The sequence below is a fragment of the Pseudomonas petroselini genome (genome assembly GCF_045037875.1).
GTDB lineage: Bacteria > Pseudomonadota > Gammaproteobacteria > Pseudomonadales > Pseudomonadaceae > Aquipseudomonas > Aquipseudomonas petroselini.
This window is the reverse complement of sequence record NZ_CP173614.1, coordinates 2127412-2143518: the sequence shown is the minus strand read 5'-3', so window position 1 is coordinate 2143518 and position 16107 is coordinate 2127412. Positions and strand designations below refer to the sequence as shown.

Annotated in this window: 17 protein-coding genes and 1 pseudogene; 9 read left to right on the top strand and 9 right to left on the bottom strand. The window is 60.1% G+C overall.

Annotated elements, in window-relative coordinates:
- Positions 1-9 precede the first annotated feature (9 nt).
- From ACI512_RS09980 to ACI512_RS09970, 3 genes are all read right to left on the bottom strand, one after another.
- Positions 10-195, bottom strand: a complete 186-nt coding sequence (locus tag ACI512_RS09980) for a hypothetical protein (RefSeq protein ID WP_012722536.1) — start codon at positions 193-195, stop codon at positions 10-12.
- A 271-nt stretch (positions 196-466) separates the two neighbouring features.
- Entirely contained in the window at positions 467-1573 is a 1107-nt protein-coding gene (locus ACI512_RS09975) for an NADH:flavin oxidoreductase/NADH oxidase (protein ID WP_012722535.1), read from the bottom strand.
- A gap of 127 nt (positions 1574-1700) precedes the next feature.
- On the bottom strand, positions 1701-3602 hold the full coding sequence (locus ACI512_RS09970) for a potassium transporter Kup (RefSeq protein WP_012722534.1): 1902 nt from the start codon (positions 3600-3602) through the stop codon (positions 1701-1703).
- A gap of 375 nt (positions 3603-3977) precedes the next feature.
- Between ACI512_RS09970 and ACI512_RS09965 the strand changes: the two are divergent.
- The 6 genes and pseudogenes from ACI512_RS09965 to tsaA form a co-directional block, all read left to right on the top strand.
- Positions 3978-4112 (top strand): annotated as a pseudogene (locus ACI512_RS09965) (DNA-binding protein); the annotation flags it as partial.
- 181 nt (positions 4113-4293) lie between these two features.
- Positions 4294-5634 carry a 30S ribosomal protein S12 methylthiotransferase RimO gene (rimO, locus tag ACI512_RS09960; RefSeq protein ID WP_046034459.1) on the top strand — a complete coding sequence of 447 codons (1341 nt, stop codon included), beginning with the start codon at positions 4294-4296 and terminating at the stop codon, positions 5632-5634.
- Between the two features lie 97 nt (positions 5635-5731).
- On the top strand, positions 5732-6199 hold the full coding sequence (locus ACI512_RS09955; protein ID WP_064054925.1) for a GNAT family N-acetyltransferase: 468 nt from the start codon (positions 5732-5734) through the stop codon (positions 6197-6199).
- Positions 6200-6301: 102 nt separating this feature from the next.
- Positions 6302-7012 carry an rRNA pseudouridine synthase gene (locus tag ACI512_RS09950; RefSeq protein WP_236381657.1) on the top strand — a complete coding sequence of 237 codons (711 nt, stop codon included), beginning with the start codon at positions 6302-6304 and terminating at the stop codon, positions 7010-7012.
- Between the two features lie 68 nt (positions 7013-7080).
- Positions 7081-7542, top strand: coding sequence for a DUF1456 family protein (locus ACI512_RS09945; protein ID WP_012722530.1), 462 nt, complete (start codon positions 7081-7083; stop codon positions 7540-7542).
- Between the two features lie 3 nt (positions 7543-7545).
- Positions 7546-8241: a tRNA (N6-threonylcarbamoyladenosine(37)-N6)-methyltransferase TrmO gene (tsaA, locus tag ACI512_RS09940; protein ID WP_012722529.1), complete on the top strand. Its 696-nt coding sequence runs from the start codon at positions 7546-7548 to the stop codon at positions 8239-8241.
- 62 nt (positions 8242-8303) lie between these two features.
- Here tsaA and fpr read toward each other — a convergent pair whose 3' ends face one another.
- The gene (gene fpr / locus ACI512_RS09935; RefSeq protein WP_003189055.1) at positions 8304-9083 is read right to left on the bottom strand and encodes a ferredoxin-NADP reductase; all 780 of its coding nucleotides are present in this window, start codon (positions 9081-9083) and stop codon (positions 8304-8306) included.
- Between the two features lie 125 nt (positions 9084-9208).
- Between fpr and ACI512_RS09930 the strand changes: the two genes are divergently transcribed.
- The gene (locus ACI512_RS09930) at positions 9209-10135 is read left to right on the top strand and encodes a LysR family transcriptional regulator (RefSeq protein WP_012722528.1); all 927 of its coding nucleotides are present in this window, start codon (positions 9209-9211) and stop codon (positions 10133-10135) included.
- A 3-nt stretch (positions 10136-10138) separates the two neighbouring features.
- On the opposite strand, the gene ACI512_RS09925 is transcribed toward ACI512_RS09930, so the two are convergent.
- From ACI512_RS09925 to ACI512_RS09915, 3 genes are all read right to left on the bottom strand, one after another.
- On the bottom strand, positions 10139-10507 hold the full coding sequence (locus tag ACI512_RS09925) for a diacylglycerol kinase (RefSeq protein WP_173390397.1): 369 nt from the start codon (positions 10505-10507) through the stop codon (positions 10139-10141).
- 69 nt (positions 10508-10576) lie between these two features.
- Entirely contained in the window at positions 10577-11227 is a 651-nt protein-coding gene (erdR, locus tag ACI512_RS09920; protein ID WP_405121754.1) for a response regulator transcription factor ErdR, read from the bottom strand.
- A gap of 253 nt (positions 11228-11480) precedes the next feature.
- Positions 11481-12200, bottom strand: a complete 720-nt coding sequence (locus ACI512_RS09915; protein ID WP_236381915.1) for a tRNA-uridine aminocarboxypropyltransferase — start codon at positions 12198-12200, stop codon at positions 11481-11483.
- Positions 12201-12379: 179 nt separating this feature from the next.
- Here ACI512_RS09915 and ACI512_RS09910 point away from each other — a divergent pair, with 179 nt between their 5' ends.
- Positions 12380-12820 (top strand): PA3611 family quorum-sensing-regulated virulence factor, encoded by a 441-nt coding sequence (locus ACI512_RS09910; RefSeq protein WP_034102440.1) that lies wholly within the window; start codon positions 12380-12382, stop codon positions 12818-12820.
- A 377-nt stretch (positions 12821-13197) separates the two neighbouring features.
- Positions 13198-14310: a TIGR00730 family Rossman fold protein gene (locus tag ACI512_RS09905; RefSeq protein ID WP_012722523.1), complete on the top strand. Its 1113-nt coding sequence runs from the start codon at positions 13198-13200 to the stop codon at positions 14308-14310.
- Positions 14311-14543: 233 nt separating this feature from the next.
- On the opposite strand, the gene recX is transcribed toward ACI512_RS09905, so the two are convergent.
- Positions 14544-15011, bottom strand: a complete 468-nt coding sequence (gene recX, locus ACI512_RS09900; RefSeq protein WP_236381916.1) for a recombination regulator RecX — start codon at positions 15009-15011, stop codon at positions 14544-14546.
- An 8-nt stretch (positions 15012-15019) separates the two neighbouring features.
- Entirely contained in the window at positions 15020-16078 is a 1059-nt protein-coding gene (recA, locus tag ACI512_RS09895) for a recombinase RecA (RefSeq protein ID WP_012722521.1), read from the bottom strand.
- Positions 16079-16107: the final 29 nt, after the last annotated feature.

Genomic DNA, 16107 nt, shown 5'->3' with positions numbered 1-16107 from the left:
AGGCAGGCATCAGAACCGCGACACACTCTTCATCGCCCCAATCAGATACCGCATTGCCACCTGATCGTTCTCGGTCAGGGCGCGGTACTGCGCCAGCAATTCCACTTCATCCGAACTCAACCTTCGCCCCCGTAAAGACACCCTGCGCGTCAGAAAACACACCACCACACCCGCTACACCATAGGACTTGGCCATGGACTGCTTCTCCTGATATCCATCAAAAACTCCTGTTGCCCATTACCCGCCTCCCATGAAGCGCAATGCCTCAGTGAGCAAACCGACTGACTTCCTGGGCCAGGAGTCAGCTTTACCCTAAGCGTAGAAACGATCTCGAAATTTGTGGGATTTTTTTAGAGTATTCACTTAAAAAAGTATCGCGGTAACAAAGACCTACAGCCATTTCCCACGCTACAGCCGTAAAAAAACCCACCGGGTTAGGGTGGGCTCTGGTGAAGCGCGCAGCGGCTCAATCCCTCAAGTCAGACTCATGGATCGGCTGGTCACGATGGGTGGCGCGCTGATACTGCGCAGGCCAGGTGGCCTTGCGCCCGCCCAGGTCATCATCGGCATGCAGCGGCCAATACGGATCACGCAGCAGCTCACGGGCGAGGAAGATGATGTCGGCCTGACAGGTGCGCAGGATGTGCTCGGCCTGGGCGGGTTCGGTGATCATGCCCACGGTGCCGGTGGCCATCCCCGACTCTTTGCGCACGCGCTCGGCGAAGCGGGTCTGGTAGCCGGGGCCGGTGGGGATCTCGGCGTTGGCAGCCGTGCCCCCGGACGAGACGTCGATCAGGTCGACCCCCAGGTCCTTCAGGCGACGTGCCAGCTCCACGGTTTCATCCGGGTTCCAGCCATCCTCCACCCAGTCGGTGGCCGACACCCGCACAAACAGCGGCAGTTCCTGGGGCCAGACTTCGCGCACGGCCTGGGTCACTTGCAACACCAGCCGGATACGGTTTTCAAACGAGCCACCGTACTGGTCCTGACGCTGATTGCTGATGGGCGAGAGGAATTGATGCAGCAAGTAACCGTGGGCTGCATGGATTTCCACCACTTCAAAACCTGCGGTCAGGGCACGCTTGGCGGCGGCGACAAAATCGGCGATCACTTGCTGGATCTGCCCTTCGTCCAAAGGCTTGGGTTGGGTGTGCTGAGGGTCGAAGGCAATCGGCGATGGCCCTACCGGCACCCAGCCGCCGTCTTCCGGCTTGACGCTGCCGTGCTTGCCGATCCAGGGCCGATGGGTACTGGCTTTGCGCCCGGCGTGGGCCAGTTGAATGCCGGCCACCGCGCCTTGGGCCGCGATGAAACGCGTGATGCGTTGCAGCGGTTCGATCTGCTCATCTTTCCACAGGCCGAGGTCTTCGGCGGTGATGCGGCCATCGGCGGTCACGGCGGTGGCTTCGGTGAAGATCAACCCGGCGCCGCCGACGGCACGACTGCCGAGGTGGACGAGGTGCCAGTCATTGGCCAGGCCATCGACGCTTGAGTATTGGCACATGGGCGAAACCGCGATGCGGTTGAGCAGGGTCAATTGGCGCAGGGTGTAGGGTTCGAGCAGCTGACTCATGGCGCACCTCTTCTGGGTTCTGTGGGCACTATTCAAACAGTGCTTAGAGCCTAGTCGACAACGCTGGATTGCACAGGGTTCAGAAAGGAAAGCGGGAGCCGATTGCCGGCTCCCGTGCTGCAAAAGCCTACATTTCGACCTGGGTACCCAGCTCGATCACGCGGTTTACCGGGAGTTTGAAGAAGCGCAGGTTGCCGTTGGCGTTCTTCAGCATGAAGGCAAATAAAGCTTCGCGCCAACGGGCCATGCCCTTGATTCGCGAGGCGATGACCGTCTCGCGGCTCAGGAAGTAAGTGGTGCGCATCGGGCTGAAGTCCAGCTCATCGAGGTGACACAACTTCAGCGCTTGGGGCACATCCGGCTCGTCGGTGAAACCAAAGTGCAGGATGACGCGGAAGAAACCTTCACCATAGGCATCCACCTCAAACCGCCGCGCGGCCGGAACGCGCGGAATGTCTTCGTAGACCACGGTCAGCAGCACCACTTGCTCATGCAATACCTGGTTATGCAGCAGGTTGTGCAACAACGCGTGAGGCACGGCGTCCGGGCGCGCGGTGAGGAACACGGCGGTGCCCTGCACCCGATGGGGCGGTTGCACACGGATACTGCTGATGAAGATCGGCAGCGGCAGGCCGCCTTCGTCGAGACGCTCCACCAGCAATTGCTTGCCGCGCTTCCAGGTGGTCATCAGCACGAACAACACGATCCCGGCCAATACCGGGAAGGCGCCACCCTGGATGATTTTCGGCACGTTGGCGGCAAAGTACAGCCCGTCGACCAACAGGCAGCAGACCAGAACCGGCACGGCCAGCACCGGCGGCCATTTCCACAGCAGCAGCATCACCGCCGACACCAGGATGGTGGTCATCAGCATGGTGCCGGTCACCGCGACGCCGTAGGCCGACGCCAGGGCGTTGGAGGACTCGAAGCCCAGCACCAGCAGGATCACGCCGACCATCAGCGACCAGTTCACCGCGCCGATATAGATCTGGCCTTGCTCGGCACTGGAGGTGTGCTGGATATGCATACGCGGGATGTAACCCAGCTGGATCGCCTGGCGGGTCAGCGAGAATGCGCCGGAGATGACCGCCTGGGAGGCGATCACCGTCGCCAGGGTGGACAACACCACCAGCGGGATCAGCGCCCAGCTCGGCGCCAGCAGGTAGAACGGGTTGCGCGCGGCTTCAGGGTCGCCGAGCAGCATCGCGCCCTGGCCGAAATAATTGAGCACCAGCGCCGGCAGCACCAAGATGAACCAGGCCCGAGCGATGGGTTTGCGGCCGAAGTGGCCCATGTCGGCGTACAACGCTTCGGCACCGGTCAACGCCAGCACCACCGCGCCGAGGATGGCCACGCCGATGCCAGGGTGAGCCTCGAAGAATCGCACGGCCCACATCGGGTTCATGGCACTGAGCACCTCAGGGTGCAGGGTGATCCCATACACACCGAGGCCGCCCAGCACCAGGAACCAGGTCACCATCACCGGCCCGAACAGCTTGCCGATGTGGTCGGTGCCGTGCTTCTGGATCAGGAACAGCGCCACCAGAACCACCAGGGCGATGGGCACGACCCATTTTTCCAGGCCGTCGAAGGCCAACTCCAGGCCCTCAACCGCGGACAACACGGAAATCGCCGGGGTGATCATGCTGTCACCGTAGAACAGCGCCGCGCCGCACAGGCCACACACCACCAGGAAACTGCGCAGCTTCTTGCGCTCCCCCGCTGCCCGTCGTGCCAGTGCAGTCAGGGCCATGATCCCGCCCTCACCCTGGTTATCGGCGCGCAGCACGAACAGCATGTATTTGATCGAGACCACCCAGATCAGTGACCAGAAGATCAGCGCCAGAATCCCCAGCACACCGTCGTGGTTGACCTGAACCCCATAACCGCCGTTGAACACCTCTTTAAGGGTGTAGAGCGGGCTGGTCCCGATATCGCCGTACACCACCCCGACCGCTGCCACCAGCATGCCAATCGGCTTGGCGTTTGACTGCTCGGCACCTGCTGCCTGATTACTTGCCTGACCCATCAACCACTCCTGCCCTTTGACCTGAGGTCTTTTATAAACAACGCATCTAAGCTGACCCTAGCATGCGCTGTTTTACTTCTCGTAACAGACGTTTTGTTGACCTTAGGATTTTACCTACCCGCAACGGCGCGAAGCATAGCGCAGCACTCGTCGCATTTCGCTGTTGAAGTGATTTGGAGAACAGGGCATTTTTGATAATGCCAGTCAGTTAGGAGGTAGAAAGGGTAAAAAGTACCTTGTGGCGAGGGAGCTTGCTCCCGTTGGGCGCGAAGCGGCCCCAGTACATTGTTTGAGAATGCAGGGACTGCTACGCAGTCCAACGGGAGCAAGCTCCCTCGCCACAGGACAGTGTTCACCCTTGACTGAATGGTAAATAGAGCAAATCTCTACAGATCCATCGCTGTGGGCGGCGATCCAAAGCTCTCCACCCTCCTGAAAGTGCTTCAGGCGTTAGGTGTAGGCATGTCTAAAGTTGTCTCGCACCGCGCGGAGCAAGACATCCGGGTTTAAGAGCGGGGTAAGGGCCGCGCGAATGACCCACTGCAGCACTCGTCGCATTTCCCTGCATAAAGCTGGTCAAGTGCGCTGCCCGTCGCTAGAATTGCGCACTTTTTGATCAGAGGCACACCAAGTGCCCATCCGCAGCCCTGTCGTGCACGACTGGCGGCGTCATTCAATACCGAGGTTAGACATGTCCACCACCATCGCAAAAGCCAACCCCAAGGTTGGCTTTGTTTCCCTGGGTTGCCCGAAGGCTCTGGTCGACTCCGAGCGCATCCTCACGCAACTGCGTATGGAAGGCTATGACGTTGTGTCCACCTACCAGGACGCCGACGTGGTGGTGGTCAACACTTGCGGCTTCATCGACTCGGCCAAGGCAGAGTCCCTGGAAGTGATCGGCGAAGCCATCAAAGAAAACGGCAAGGTCATCGTGACCGGCTGCATGGGCGTGGAAGAAGGCGCTATCCGCAACGTGCACCCGAGCGTGTTGGCGGTGACCGGCCCGCAGCAGTACGAGCAGGTGGTCAACGCCGTGCACGACGTAGTGCCGCCGCGCCAGGACCACAACCCGCTGATCGACCTGGTGCCGCCGCAAGGCATCAAGTTGACCCCACGCCACTATGCGTACCTGAAGATTTCCGAAGGCTGCAACCACAGCTGCAGCTTCTGCATCATCCCGTCGATGCGCGGCAAGCTGGTCAGCCGTCCGGTCGGTGACGTGCTCGATGAGGCCCAGCGGCTGGTCAAATCCGGGGTCAAAGAGCTGTTGGTGATCTCCCAGGACACCAGCGCCTACGGCGTCGATGTGAAGTACCGCACCGGTTTCTGGAACGGCGCGCCGGTGAAAACCCGCATGACCGAACTGTGCGAAGCCCTCAGCAGCCTGGGTGTGTGGGTGCGCCTGCACTACGTTTACCCGTACCCGCACGTGGACGAACTGATCCCGCTGATGGCCGCCGGCAAGATCCTGCCGTACCTGGACATCCCGTTCCAGCACGCCAGCCCGAAGGTGCTCAAGGCCATGAAACGCCCGGCCTTCGAAGACAAAACCCTGGCGCGCATCAAGAACTGGCGCGAGATCTGCCCGGAACTGATCATCCGTTCGACCTTCATCGTCGGCTTCCCCGGCGAAACCGAAGAAGATTTCCAGTACCTGCTGGACTGGCTGACCGAAGCCCAACTGGACCGCGTCGGCTGCTTCCAGTACTCGCCGGTCGAAGGTGCCCCGGCCAACCTGCTGGACCTGGCCGTGGTGCCGGACGACGTCAAGCAGGACCGCTGGGAGCGCTTCATGGCGCACCAGCAGGCCATCAGCTCGGCGCGTCTGCAGCTGCGTATCGGCAAGGAAATCGAAGTGTTGATCGATGAAGTCGACGAGCAAGGCGCCGTCGGCCGTTGCTTCTTCGATGCGCCGGAAATCGACGGTAACGTGTTTATCGACGACGCCAGCGGCCTGAAGCCGGGCGACAAGGTCTGGTGCACCGTGACCGACGCCGACGAATACGACCTGTGGGCTGAAAAGCGCGACTGATCGGTAACCCCGTAAAAAGCCCTGCATCTGATCAAGATGTGGGGCTTTTTTAGGTCTATCGTTTGCCCATCGCCAATCATCGGCAGGGGCAGCGAGCATGCGTCGGCATTCGGTTATCCACACACCTAAAACCAGCGATTATCAAAAACTGACTGAAATATGGGAGTCCTCCGTGCGGGCAACCCATGATTTTTTGCCGGATAGCTACATCGAGCACCTGAGGCACCTGGTGCTGACTCACTATCTGGACACGGTGATGCTGATTTGCACCAAAGACTCGCACCAACGCATCACCGGGTTTGCCGGGGTGGCCGCAGGTAAAGTCGAAATGTTGTTTATCGACCCGAAATACCGGGGCCAGGGCCTTGGCCGGCAATTGCTGCGCTATGCGATCGAGCATATGAACGCCGACGAGCTGGAAGTGAACGAGCAGAACCCGCAGGCGCTGGGCTTTTACCTCAAACAGGGGTTCGAGGTGATCGGACGCACGGAGCATGATGGCCTGGGACAGCCGTATCCGTTACTGCGTATGCGTTTGTGCCAGCAGCAACAGCGCAGTGGCTGACGAAACGCAGCACCCACAAAAAGACAAAGCACTGAAATGGGGCCGGGATTAACCGGCGCCAGGCAGGTACAATAGCCGCCCCCTTTTGTTACGGCCCTTGTCATGACTGACCCCATACGCCTCTCCAAACGCCTTATCGAACTGGTCGGTTGCTCCCGTCGGGAGGCTGAGCTGTTCATTGAAGGCGGCTGGGTCTCGGTGGACGGTGAAGTGATCGACGAGCCGCAGTTCAAGGTCACCACCCAGAAAGTCGAACTCGACCCCGAAGCGAAGGCCACCGTGCCCGAGCCGGTGACCATCCTGCTGCACGCGCCGGCAGGTATGGACGCAGAAACGGCGATGGCCTCGATCAGCGCCGAAACCCTGTCCGAAGAGCACCGCTTCAGCAAGCGCCCGCTCAAGGGCCACTTCCTGCGCCTGACCGCCAGCGCCGACCTGCAAGCCAAGGCCAGCGGCCTGCTGGTATTTACCCAGGACTGGAAGATTCTGCGCAAGTTGACCGCCGATGCCGCCAAGATCGAGCAGGAATATGTGGTGGAAGTCGAAGGCGACATGGTTGCCCACGGCCTCAACCGCCTTAACCACGGCCTGACCTACAAAGGCAAAGAGCTGCCGGCGGTCAAAGCCAGCTGGCAGAACGAGAACCGCCTGCGCTTTGCGATGAAGAACCCGCAGCCGGGTGTCATCGCACTGTTCTGCGAAGCGGTTGGCCTCAAGGTTATCGCTATTCGCCGCATCCGCATCGGCGGCGTGTCCATCGGCAAAGTGCCAGTGGGCCAATGGCGGTACCTGTCCGGCAAAGAGAAGTTCTAAGCCGCTCCCCTATTATCGACATCGCCTGCCTGGGCGGTGTCCACCGTTGAAAACCAGGATTGCCCACCATGATTCACAATGACGTACTGCGCAGCGTGCGCTACATGCTCGACATCAGCGACAACAAGATGGTCGAGATCACCCAGCTCGGCGGCATGGAAGTCACCAAAGAAGACCTGCTGACCTACCTCAAGAAAGATGAGGAAGAAGGCTTCGTGTTCTGCCCGGATGAGGTCATGGCCCACTTCCTCGATGGCCTGGTGATCTTCAAGCGCGGCAAGGACGAAAGCCGCCCGCCGCAGCCGATCGAGACCCCGGTGACCAACAACATCATCCTCAAGAAACTGCGCGTGGCCTTCGAACTGAAGGAAGACGACATGCATGCGATCCTCAAGGCCGCCGAGTTTCCGGTGTCCAAGCCTGAGCTGAGCGCGCTGTTCCGCAAGTTCGGCCACACCAACTACCGGACCTGTGGCGACCAGCTGCTGCGCAACTTCCTCAAGGGCCTGACGCTGCGGGTTCGTGCGTAAGCCATGAGTTACAACGTCTCGCCCGTCGGGTTCGTGCGCTCCTGCTTCAAGGAGAAGTTTGCCATCCCACGCCAACCACAGCTGGCGCCGGCCGCCCGTGGTGTGTTGGAGCTGGTGGCGCCGTTCGACGGCGGTGACGCGGTGCAGGGCCTGGAACAGGTCAGCCATGTATGGCTGCTGTTCCTGTTCCACCAGGCGCTGGAAGACAAACCCCGCCTGAAAGTGCGCCCTCCCCGCCTGGGCGGCAACACGTCCATGGGCGTGTTTGCCACGCGCGCGACCCATCGACCCAATGGCATTGGCCAGTCGGTGGTGAAGCTGGACAAGGTGGAACCGGGGCGGTTGTGGATTTCCGGGATCGACTTACTGGATGGCACGCCGGTGCTGGATATCAAGCCGTACGTGCCGTATGCCGACATCGTCGACACGGCCACCAATGACATCGCCAGCGGTGCGCCGCAGTTGATCCCCGTGCAGTGGCTGAAGACCGCCCTGCAACAGGCACAAGGCCATGCCCAGCGCCTTGGCGAGCCGCTGGTGGAATTGATCGATCAGTGTTTGGCGCAGGATCCACGGCCGGCGTACCAGACACCGGGACCAGAGCGGGAATACGGTGCGCAATTCTGGGATGTGGATGTGCGTTGGCACTATCCGGAGGCTGGGGTGATTTGTGTGCTTGAAGTGCTGCCAGCTAACTGAATAAACCGGAAACAAAATGTGGGAGGGGGATTGCCCCCCTCCCACATTTTTTTGACCGGTGTTTATTTCTCGACGAACGCGCGCTCGATGAGGTAATCACCCGGCTCACGCATGCGCGGCGAAACCTTCAGACCGAAGCTGTTCAACACTTCGCTGGTTTCGTCCAGCATGCTTGGGCTGCCGCACAGCATGGCGCGGTCATCTTCAGGATTGATCGGCGGCAGGCCGATGTCGCTGAACAACTTGCCGCTGCGCATCAGGTCGGTCAGGCGGCCTTCGTTTTCGAACGGCTCGCGGGTCACGGTCGGGTAGTAGATCAACTTGTCACGCAGGGCCTCGCCGAAGAATTCGTTCTGCGGCAGGTGCTCGGTGATGAATTCGCGGTAAGCGACTTCGTTGACGTAACGCACGCCGTGGCACAGGATCACTTTTTCGAAACGCTCGTAGGTTTCCGGGTCCTGGATCACGCTCATAAATGGCGCCAGGCCAGTACCGGTGCTGAGCAGGTACAGGTGTTTGCCCGGCTTCAAATCGTCAAGCACCAGGGTGCCTGTCGGTTTTTTGCTGATGATGATCTCGTCGCCTTCCTTCAAGTGCTGCAATTGGGAAGTCAGCGGGCCATCCGGCACCTTGATGCTGAAGAACTCCAGATGCTCTTCCCAGTTCGGGCTGGCAATGGAGTAAGCGCGCATGAGCGGGCGGCCGTTGGGCTGTTGCAGGCCGATCATCACGAACTGACCGTTCTCGAAGCGCAGGCCCGGATCGCGGGTGCACTTGAAGCTGAACAGAGTGTCGTTCCAGTGATGAACACTGAGGACACGCTCGTGGTTCATGTTGCTCATGTACGGGGGACTCCTGGAAATGGGTCTGCGCCAAAGGTGTGGATGCGCAATTGCACAGCATTCTAATGGCGGCGACAATATCTGTTAACTGGATTATTAAGATAAGGGTTATCGGTTATATCGATATGCGATTTACTCTCCGTCAACTGCAAGTCTTCGTCGCCGTCGCCCAGCAGGAAAGCGTCTCACGCGCTGCTGGCCTTCTGGCCTTATCTCAATCCGCCGCCAGCACTTCAATTACTGAGCTGGAGCGTCAATCCAGCTGCCAATTATTCGACCGCGCCGGTAAACGCCTGAGCCTCAACGCCCTCGGCCACCAGTTGCTGCCTCAAGCCGTGGCGCTGCTGGACCAGGCCAAGGAGATCGAGGACCTGCTGAACGGCAAGTCCGGCTTTGGCTCCCTGGCGGTCGGCGCTACCCTCACCATCGGCAACTATTTGGCCACCCTGCTGATCGGCAGCTTCATGCAACAGCACCCCGAGAGCCAGGTGAAGCTGCATGTGCAGAACACTGCCCATATCGTGCACCAGGTCGCGCATTACGAAATTGACCTGGGTCTAATCGAAGGCGACTGCAGCCACCCGGATATCGAGGTGCAAACCTGGGTCGAGGATGAATTGGTGGTGTTTTGTGCGCCGCAGCATCATCTGGCCAAGCGTGGCATGGCGAGCATGGATGAGTTGACCCACGAAGCGTGGATCCTGCGTGAACAGGGTTCGGGCACGCGCTTGACGTTCGACCAAGCCATGCGCCACCACCGCAGCACGCTGAATATCCGCCTGGAGCTGGAACACACCGAGGCGATTAAGCGTGCGGTGGAGTCGGGGCTGGGGATCGGCTGCATTTCGCGGCTGGCGCTGCGCGATGCATTCCGCCGTGGCAGCCTGGTGCCGGTGGAAACCCCGGACCTGGACCTGGCCCGGCAGTTCTACTTCATCTGGCATAAACAGAAGTACCAGACCTCGGCCATGCGCGAGTTCCTGGAGTTGTGCCGCGCCTTCACCGCCGGGGTCCAGCGCAGCGACGAGATCGTGCTGCCGAGCATTGCCTGAGGGTCAGACCAGGATCACGGCCCACACCAGAGTGATCATGGTCAGCGCGACGAACTGGGCGGCGCTGCCCATGTCCTTGGCGTTTTTCGACAGTGGATGGCGGTCCAGGGAGATGCGGTCGATCGCCGCTTCCACCGCCGAGTTGAGCAACTCGACGATCAACGCCAGCAGGCACACGGCGATCAGCAAGGCCCGCTCGACCCGGCTGACATTCAGGAAAAAGCTCACCGGGATCAGGATCACGTTGAGCAGCACCAGTTGGCGGAACGCCGCCTCGCCGGTGAACGCTGCGCGCAGGCCGTCCAGGGAATATCCCCCTGCATTGAAAATACGTTTGATACCGGTTTGACCCTTGAAAGGCGACATAGAGATAGGCAACTGAACCAAAGGAGTGGGGAAACTAGATCACGCAAAGTCAAAAAAGCGTGAAGCGGTGAACGCCTAGTGCTGCGAAATTGACTCAAGTTGTTGCAAGAGCAGCGCCGCCTGGGTGCGTGTACGCACGCCCAGCTTGCGGAAGATCGCCGTCACATGGGCCTTGATCGTCGCTTCCGACACGCTCAGCTCGTAGGCAATCTGCTTGTTCAACAAGCCCTCACAGACCATGGTCAGCACCCGGAACTGCTGGGGCGTCAGGCTGGCGAGGCCATCACGGGCGGCCTTGGCCTCGTCGGACACATTGATTTCTTCAAACGCCTGCGGCGGCCAGGACAGATCGCCATCCAGCACGGCGCGTACGGCTTTCTGGATCTCTTCCATCGCGCTGGACTTGGGAATGAAACCGCTGGCGCCAAACTCCTTGGAGCGCACCACCACATCGGCGTCTTCCTGGGCGGAGACCATCACCACGGGGATCTGCGGGTATTGCCCACGCAACAGCACCAGCCCGGAGAAACCGTAGGCGCCGGGCATGTTCAGATCGAGCAGCACCAGGTCCCAGTCGGATTTTTCGGTGAGGCGGGCTTCCAGCTCGGCAATGCTGGCCACTTCGACCAGGCGCACGTCCGGGCCAAGGCCCAGGGTCACTGCTTGGTGCAGCGCGCTGCGAAACAGCGGGTGGTCGTCGGCTATCAGGATTTCGTATGTGGCCATTGATTAAATGATCCTGTTTTTTATGGGAGCCCTGATGGGTTCAGGGTTCGCCAGTACACAAGGCGACAGCCAGGCAGCTATCGCCACAGGGCACGCTCAACGTCAAAAGCCCCTGGAACGACGTCGAAAAATTCACGGTTGCACCCCAATCGGCGCCCAGCATGCCCAGCGTAGCCTGGGGGGTCAAGCACTACGCCCATGGGCATTTTAGCGGCGTGCGGGTTTAGGGTGCCATCATGCAAACGTCGTCTGGTTATACCGCCGTTACATAGGGCGCAAGACGAGTATGGACGATGTCCGTCGGGTCTAGGGGTAATTGGAACTTGGCCGCCAGGTAATGGGTGCTGAACACGTCCAGGTAGGCGTCGAGTACTTCGCAGGCGGCCTGGTCATCCGCCAGCTCAAGGCACAGGGCGGCGACTTCGGCGGTACAGAAGTGGTCGTCGCGCTTGGAACGACGCAGTTTGTAGCGTGACAGCTGTTCCGGCGCCAGGCTGAGTACCGGTAGATGCTCCAAGTAGGGGCTTTTGCGGAACATCTTGCGCGCTTCACTCCAGGTGCCATCGAGCAAGATGAACAATGGGCGCTTGCCCTCTGCCACCGTCACTTCGCTGACGACACGCTCGGGCGCGACGAATTCGCCGGGGAACACGATATAGGGCTGCCATTGTGGGTCGGCCAGCAAAGTGAGCAATTCAGGCTCAACTTCGGTACGCGACCAGGCGAACGCCGTGGTGTCGTCGATGACATCGGCGATCAGCCAGCCGGTGTTGCTGGGTTTCATCGGCTCAACGTCATGCATCAGCAGGCACATGGCGGATTTCGCCGCGACCTTGGGCCGCCAGGCACACAGACAGTATTCAGGGATGACCCGGCAGCCGGGGCAACGTTCGGCACGCGAACCACGGTTGAGGAACGGCCGGACGGCGCGGGCCAGGCGCTGGGTGCGCAGGCGGGAAACGGCGTGGCTCATCGGATGCGCCGTGGGAACGGGTAAATCGACACGGTAAAAACTCGTGGTAGGCGGAAGTGGCGGCAGTTTACCAGCGATACGCCTGGCTGTAGTGGCAGGGGCTCACCTATAATTGCGCGCCACTGAACGCACAGCGCAGTGGCTGGTCTATGCACCAGTAACCGAATCAGGAGAGTTTCATGCTGCGTTCCATGCTGCGTTTTGTCGCCCCATCCGTCGCCCTCGCGCTGGTATTGCCCGTGTGCGCCCAGGCGGCCTCGCTGCTGGAGGCCCAAATGAACCGCAAGCTGCAAAGCGTCGCGGCGGAGAGCAACAAGGACCTGCCCCGGGAAATCGACGAAAAAACCCTGGAAGTCGCCTACACCGTAGAAGGCATGCAGCTGATCGATCACCTCAGCGTCTTGCCCGACCGCGCCGAACAGATGCGCGCCAACCCCAAGGCGGTGTATTTCCAACTGGGCCAGAGCGTGTGCCTGAACAAAGGCTACCGCGAGCTGATGGCCAAGGGCGCGGTAATGCGCTACGAGATCACCGAGAACAAGACCAACCGTCCTGTGGCATCGGTAAAGTTCGTCGAAGCGGATTGCCCGGCACCGGCTGCGGCGAAGAAGAAAAAGTAACCTTGGCCTGACCGTCGCGCGCTGCTGTCCGGTGGCGCGCACTCCCCCCGCTTCAACGCCCTGTACGCGGCTAAACTCCCTGATGAGTGACCAATAAGCGGTTGCCAGCCAAGGGTTTTTCGGCCCATGATCAAGCCATCCCAACCGCCCGTTCACAACGGTTTTCACGCCGTTCTGTAACATTTTCAGGGCAAAAGAGGGTTGCCCTCCTGCGACGTGCAGTGCAAAGGTTTTTAAATCACAAGGAACATACAGAGCCCGTTTGCCGCCTGGCGAACATGTGCAATGCCTTGGGCATGCAGCGACACATGCAGTGTCGCGGCCGCCGGACGAATTTCTCGCCGCAGGCCCCGCCTCTGTGAAGAAGGAGAAGTTGAATGCCTTACGAACCGAATGACAGCCTGCTCCGGCATTTTGAAGAAAACGGCGCCGACCTTACCCAGCAGGTCGAAGCCCAACTCCAGCTGATCGCTCCCAACAGCCCTAATATCCCTCTGTATCGCGACATGATCCTCACCGTGCTGCGCATGGCCCAGGACGACCGCAACCGCTGGAACGCCAAAATCACCCTGCAAGCCATCCGCGAACTCGACCACGCCTTCCGCGTACTGGAACAGTTCAAGGGCCGACGCAAGGTCACCGTGTTCGGTTCGGCACGCACTCCGGTGGAAAGCCCGCTGTACGCCCTGGCCCGAGAAGTTGGTGCTGCACTGGCGCGCTCGGACCTGATGGTGATCACTGGCGGGGGCGGAGGCATCATGGCCGCCGCCCACGAAGGCGCGGGCCTGGAACATAGCTTGGGGTTCAATATCACGCTGCCGTTTGAGCAGCATGCCAACCCGACCATCGATGGCACGGAGAACCTGCTGTCTTTCCACTTCTTCTTTACCCGCAAGCTGTTCTTCGTCAAGGAAGCCGATGCATTGGTCTTGTGCCCGGGTGGTTTTGGCACCCTGGATGAAGCGCTGGAAGTACTGACACTGATCCAGACCGGCAAGAGCCCGCTGGTGCCGGTGGTGCTGCTGGACGCGCCAGGCGGCGGGTTCTGGCAAGGCGCCCTGGACTTTATCCGCAGCCAGTTGGAAGCCAACCGCTACATCCTGCCCACCGACCTCAAGCTGGTACGCCTGGTGTACAGCGCCGAAGAGGCGGTTGAAGAGATCAACCAGTTTTATGCCAACTTCCATTCCACACGCTGGTTGAAGCGTGAGTTTGTGGTGCGCATGCATCACCCACTCAGTGACCGGGCATTGGCCCATCTGCAGAGTGAGTTTGCCAGCCTGCGGTTGAGCGGGGAGTTTCAGCAGCTTGCGTACACCGGCGAGGAGCATGATGAGCCGAGGTTCGGCCATTTGACGCGGTTGGTGTTCAACTTCAATGGTCGCGATCAAGGGCGGTTGCGGGAGCTGGTGGATTACATCAACTTGCCGGAGAACTGGGCGCAGGCTCAGGGGAAGGCGCAGCAGCGGGTGGCACCGGAGCCGGCTTGATTTTTTGAGGGCAAAAAAAAAGACCCACTATTTTCATAGTGGGTCTTTTTTTGGGGGGGCTCAGTGGGGGGGATGTGATGGTGATGGGGCTGCTTCGCAGCCCAGCGGGAGCAAGCTCCCTCGCCACAACAAGCGCCCTCGCCACAGCTAGCTCCCTTGCCACAACAAGCTCCCTTGCCAGCGCCCTAGCCACGGTACGCCCGCTCACCACAACAGTCTGTACAACGAGATACTCAGTCGTCCATGTCTCGACCGCTCAACAAGCGGCTGATCATCTCCATCGAAAACCCGCGATAACTCAGGAATCGCCCCTGCTTCGCACGCTCCCTGGCATCAATCGGTAGATGGCCAGAGAACTTGCGTCGCCAGGTGTCTTCAAGCTGCGCCTGCCAACTGATATCGCACTCACGCAGGGCAAGGTCGATGTCCGCACGTTGCAGACCACGTTGGCTCAGCTCTTCACGGATGCGCGCTGGGCCGTAGCCGGAGCGGGCTCGGTAGGAGACAAAACTTTCAAGGTAACGAGACTCGGAAAGCAGCCCCTCTTCCGTCAAGCGGTCGAGGGCAGTTTCGATCATCTCGGGCTCCGCGCCGCGCTGACGCAATTTACGCGTCAGCTCGACTCGACCATGCTCGCGGCGAGCGAGCAGGTCCATTGCGGTGCGCCGAACGGCGACGAGTGTATCCAGTACAACAGTCATCGTTTGCTTCAGATGTCAGTGTCAGCTTCTTCAACTTCTGCAACCGGTTCACGGTTGGCGGCAGCTTTCACGTCTGGTGCTGCGGTCAGCAGCTTGTCGCGAATCTGCTTTTCAAGCGTGGCAGCGATGTCCGGGTTGTCCGCCAGGAACTTGGCCGAGTTGGCCTTGCCTTGGCCGATCTTGCTGCCGTTGTAGGCATACCAGGCACCGGATTTCTCGACGAAACCGTGCAGCACGCCCAGGTCGATCATCTCGCCGTTCAGGTAGATACCCTTGCCGTAGAGAATCTGGAACTCAGCCTGACGGAAAGGCGGTGCCACTTTGTTCTTCACGACTTTAACGCGGGTTTCGCTACCCACCACCTCGTCACCTTCTTTCACCGCGCCGGTACGGCGGATATCCAGACGGACCGAAGCGTAGAACTTCAGCGCGTTACCACCGGTGGTGGTTTCCGGGCTACCGAACATCACGCCGATTTTCATACGGATCTGGTTGATGAAGATCACCAGGCAGTTGGCGTTCTTGATGTTACCGGTGATTTTACGCAGCGCCTGGGACATCAGACGGGCTTGCAGGCCCACATGCATGTCACCCATTTCGCCTTCGATTTCAGCCTTAGGTACCAGGGCTGCCACTGAGTCGACCACGATCACGTCGATGGCGTTGGAGCGCACCAGCATGTCGGTGATTTCCAGAGCTTGCTCACCGGTGTCCGGCTGGGAAACCAGCAGGTCGTCAACATTGACGCCCAGTTTGCCGGCGTATTCAGGGTCGAGGGCGTGCTCGGCGTCGACGAACGCACAGGTGGCGCCCATTTTCTGCGCCTGGGCAATCACCGACAGGGTCAAGGTGGTTTTACCGGAAGATTCAGGACCGTAGATTTCAACGATACGGCCTTTTGGCAGACCGCCAATGCCGAGCGCGATGTCCAGACCCAGAGAGCCAGTGGAAATAGCCGGGATCGCCTGACGGTCGTGATCGCCCATACGCATTACGGCACCTTTGCCGAATTGACGTTCGATCTGACCCAGGGCCGCAGCCAAGGCTTTCTTCTTGTTGTCGTCCATTAAAGTCCTCACGTAATCAATAAGGCCGG

Coding starts and splice junctions, on each gene's coding strand:
- ACI512_RS09980 (WP_012722536.1), bottom strand. CDS start 195: ATGGCCAAGTCCTATGGTGTAGCGGGTGTGGTGGTGTGTTTTCTGACG.
- ACI512_RS09975 (WP_012722535.1), bottom strand. CDS start 1,573: ATGAGTCAGCTGCTCGAACCCTACACCCTGCGCCAATTGACCCTGCTC.
- ACI512_RS09970 (WP_012722534.1), bottom strand. CDS start 3,602: ATGGGTCAGGCAAGTAATCAGGCAGCAGGTGCCGAGCAGTCAAACGCC.
- rimO (WP_046034459.1), top strand. CDS start 4,294: ATGTCCACCACCATCGCAAAAGCCAACCCCAAGGTTGGCTTTGTTTCC.
- ACI512_RS09955 (WP_064054925.1), top strand. CDS start 5,732: ATGCGTCGGCATTCGGTTATCCACACACCTAAAACCAGCGATTATCAA.
- ACI512_RS09950 (WP_236381657.1), top strand. CDS start 6,302: ATGACTGACCCCATACGCCTCTCCAAACGCCTTATCGAACTGGTCGGT.
- ACI512_RS09945 (WP_012722530.1), top strand. CDS start 7,081: ATGATTCACAATGACGTACTGCGCAGCGTGCGCTACATGCTCGACATC.
- tsaA (WP_012722529.1), top strand. CDS start 7,546: ATGAGTTACAACGTCTCGCCCGTCGGGTTCGTGCGCTCCTGCTTCAAG.
- fpr (WP_003189055.1), bottom strand. CDS start 9,083: ATGAGCAACATGAACCACGAGCGTGTCCTCAGTGTTCATCACTGGAAC.
- ACI512_RS09930 (WP_012722528.1), top strand. CDS start 9,209: ATGCGATTTACTCTCCGTCAACTGCAAGTCTTCGTCGCCGTCGCCCAG.
- erdR (WP_405121754.1), bottom strand. CDS start 11,227: ATGGCCACATACGAAATCCTGATAGCCGACGACCACCCGCTGTTTCGC.
- ACI512_RS09915 (WP_236381915.1), bottom strand. CDS start 12,200: ATGAGCCACGCCGTTTCCCGCCTGCGCACCCAGCGCCTGGCCCGCGCC.
- ACI512_RS09910 (WP_034102440.1), top strand. CDS start 12,380: ATGCTGCGTTCCATGCTGCGTTTTGTCGCCCCATCCGTCGCCCTCGCG.
- ACI512_RS09905 (WP_012722523.1), top strand. CDS start 13,198: ATGCCTTACGAACCGAATGACAGCCTGCTCCGGCATTTTGAAGAAAAC.
- recX (WP_236381916.1), bottom strand. CDS start 15,011: ATGACTGTTGTACTGGATACACTCGTCGCCGTTCGGCGCACCGCAATG.
- recA (WP_012722521.1), bottom strand. CDS start 16,078: ATGGACGACAACAAGAAGAAAGCCTTGGCTGCGGCCCTGGGTCAGATC.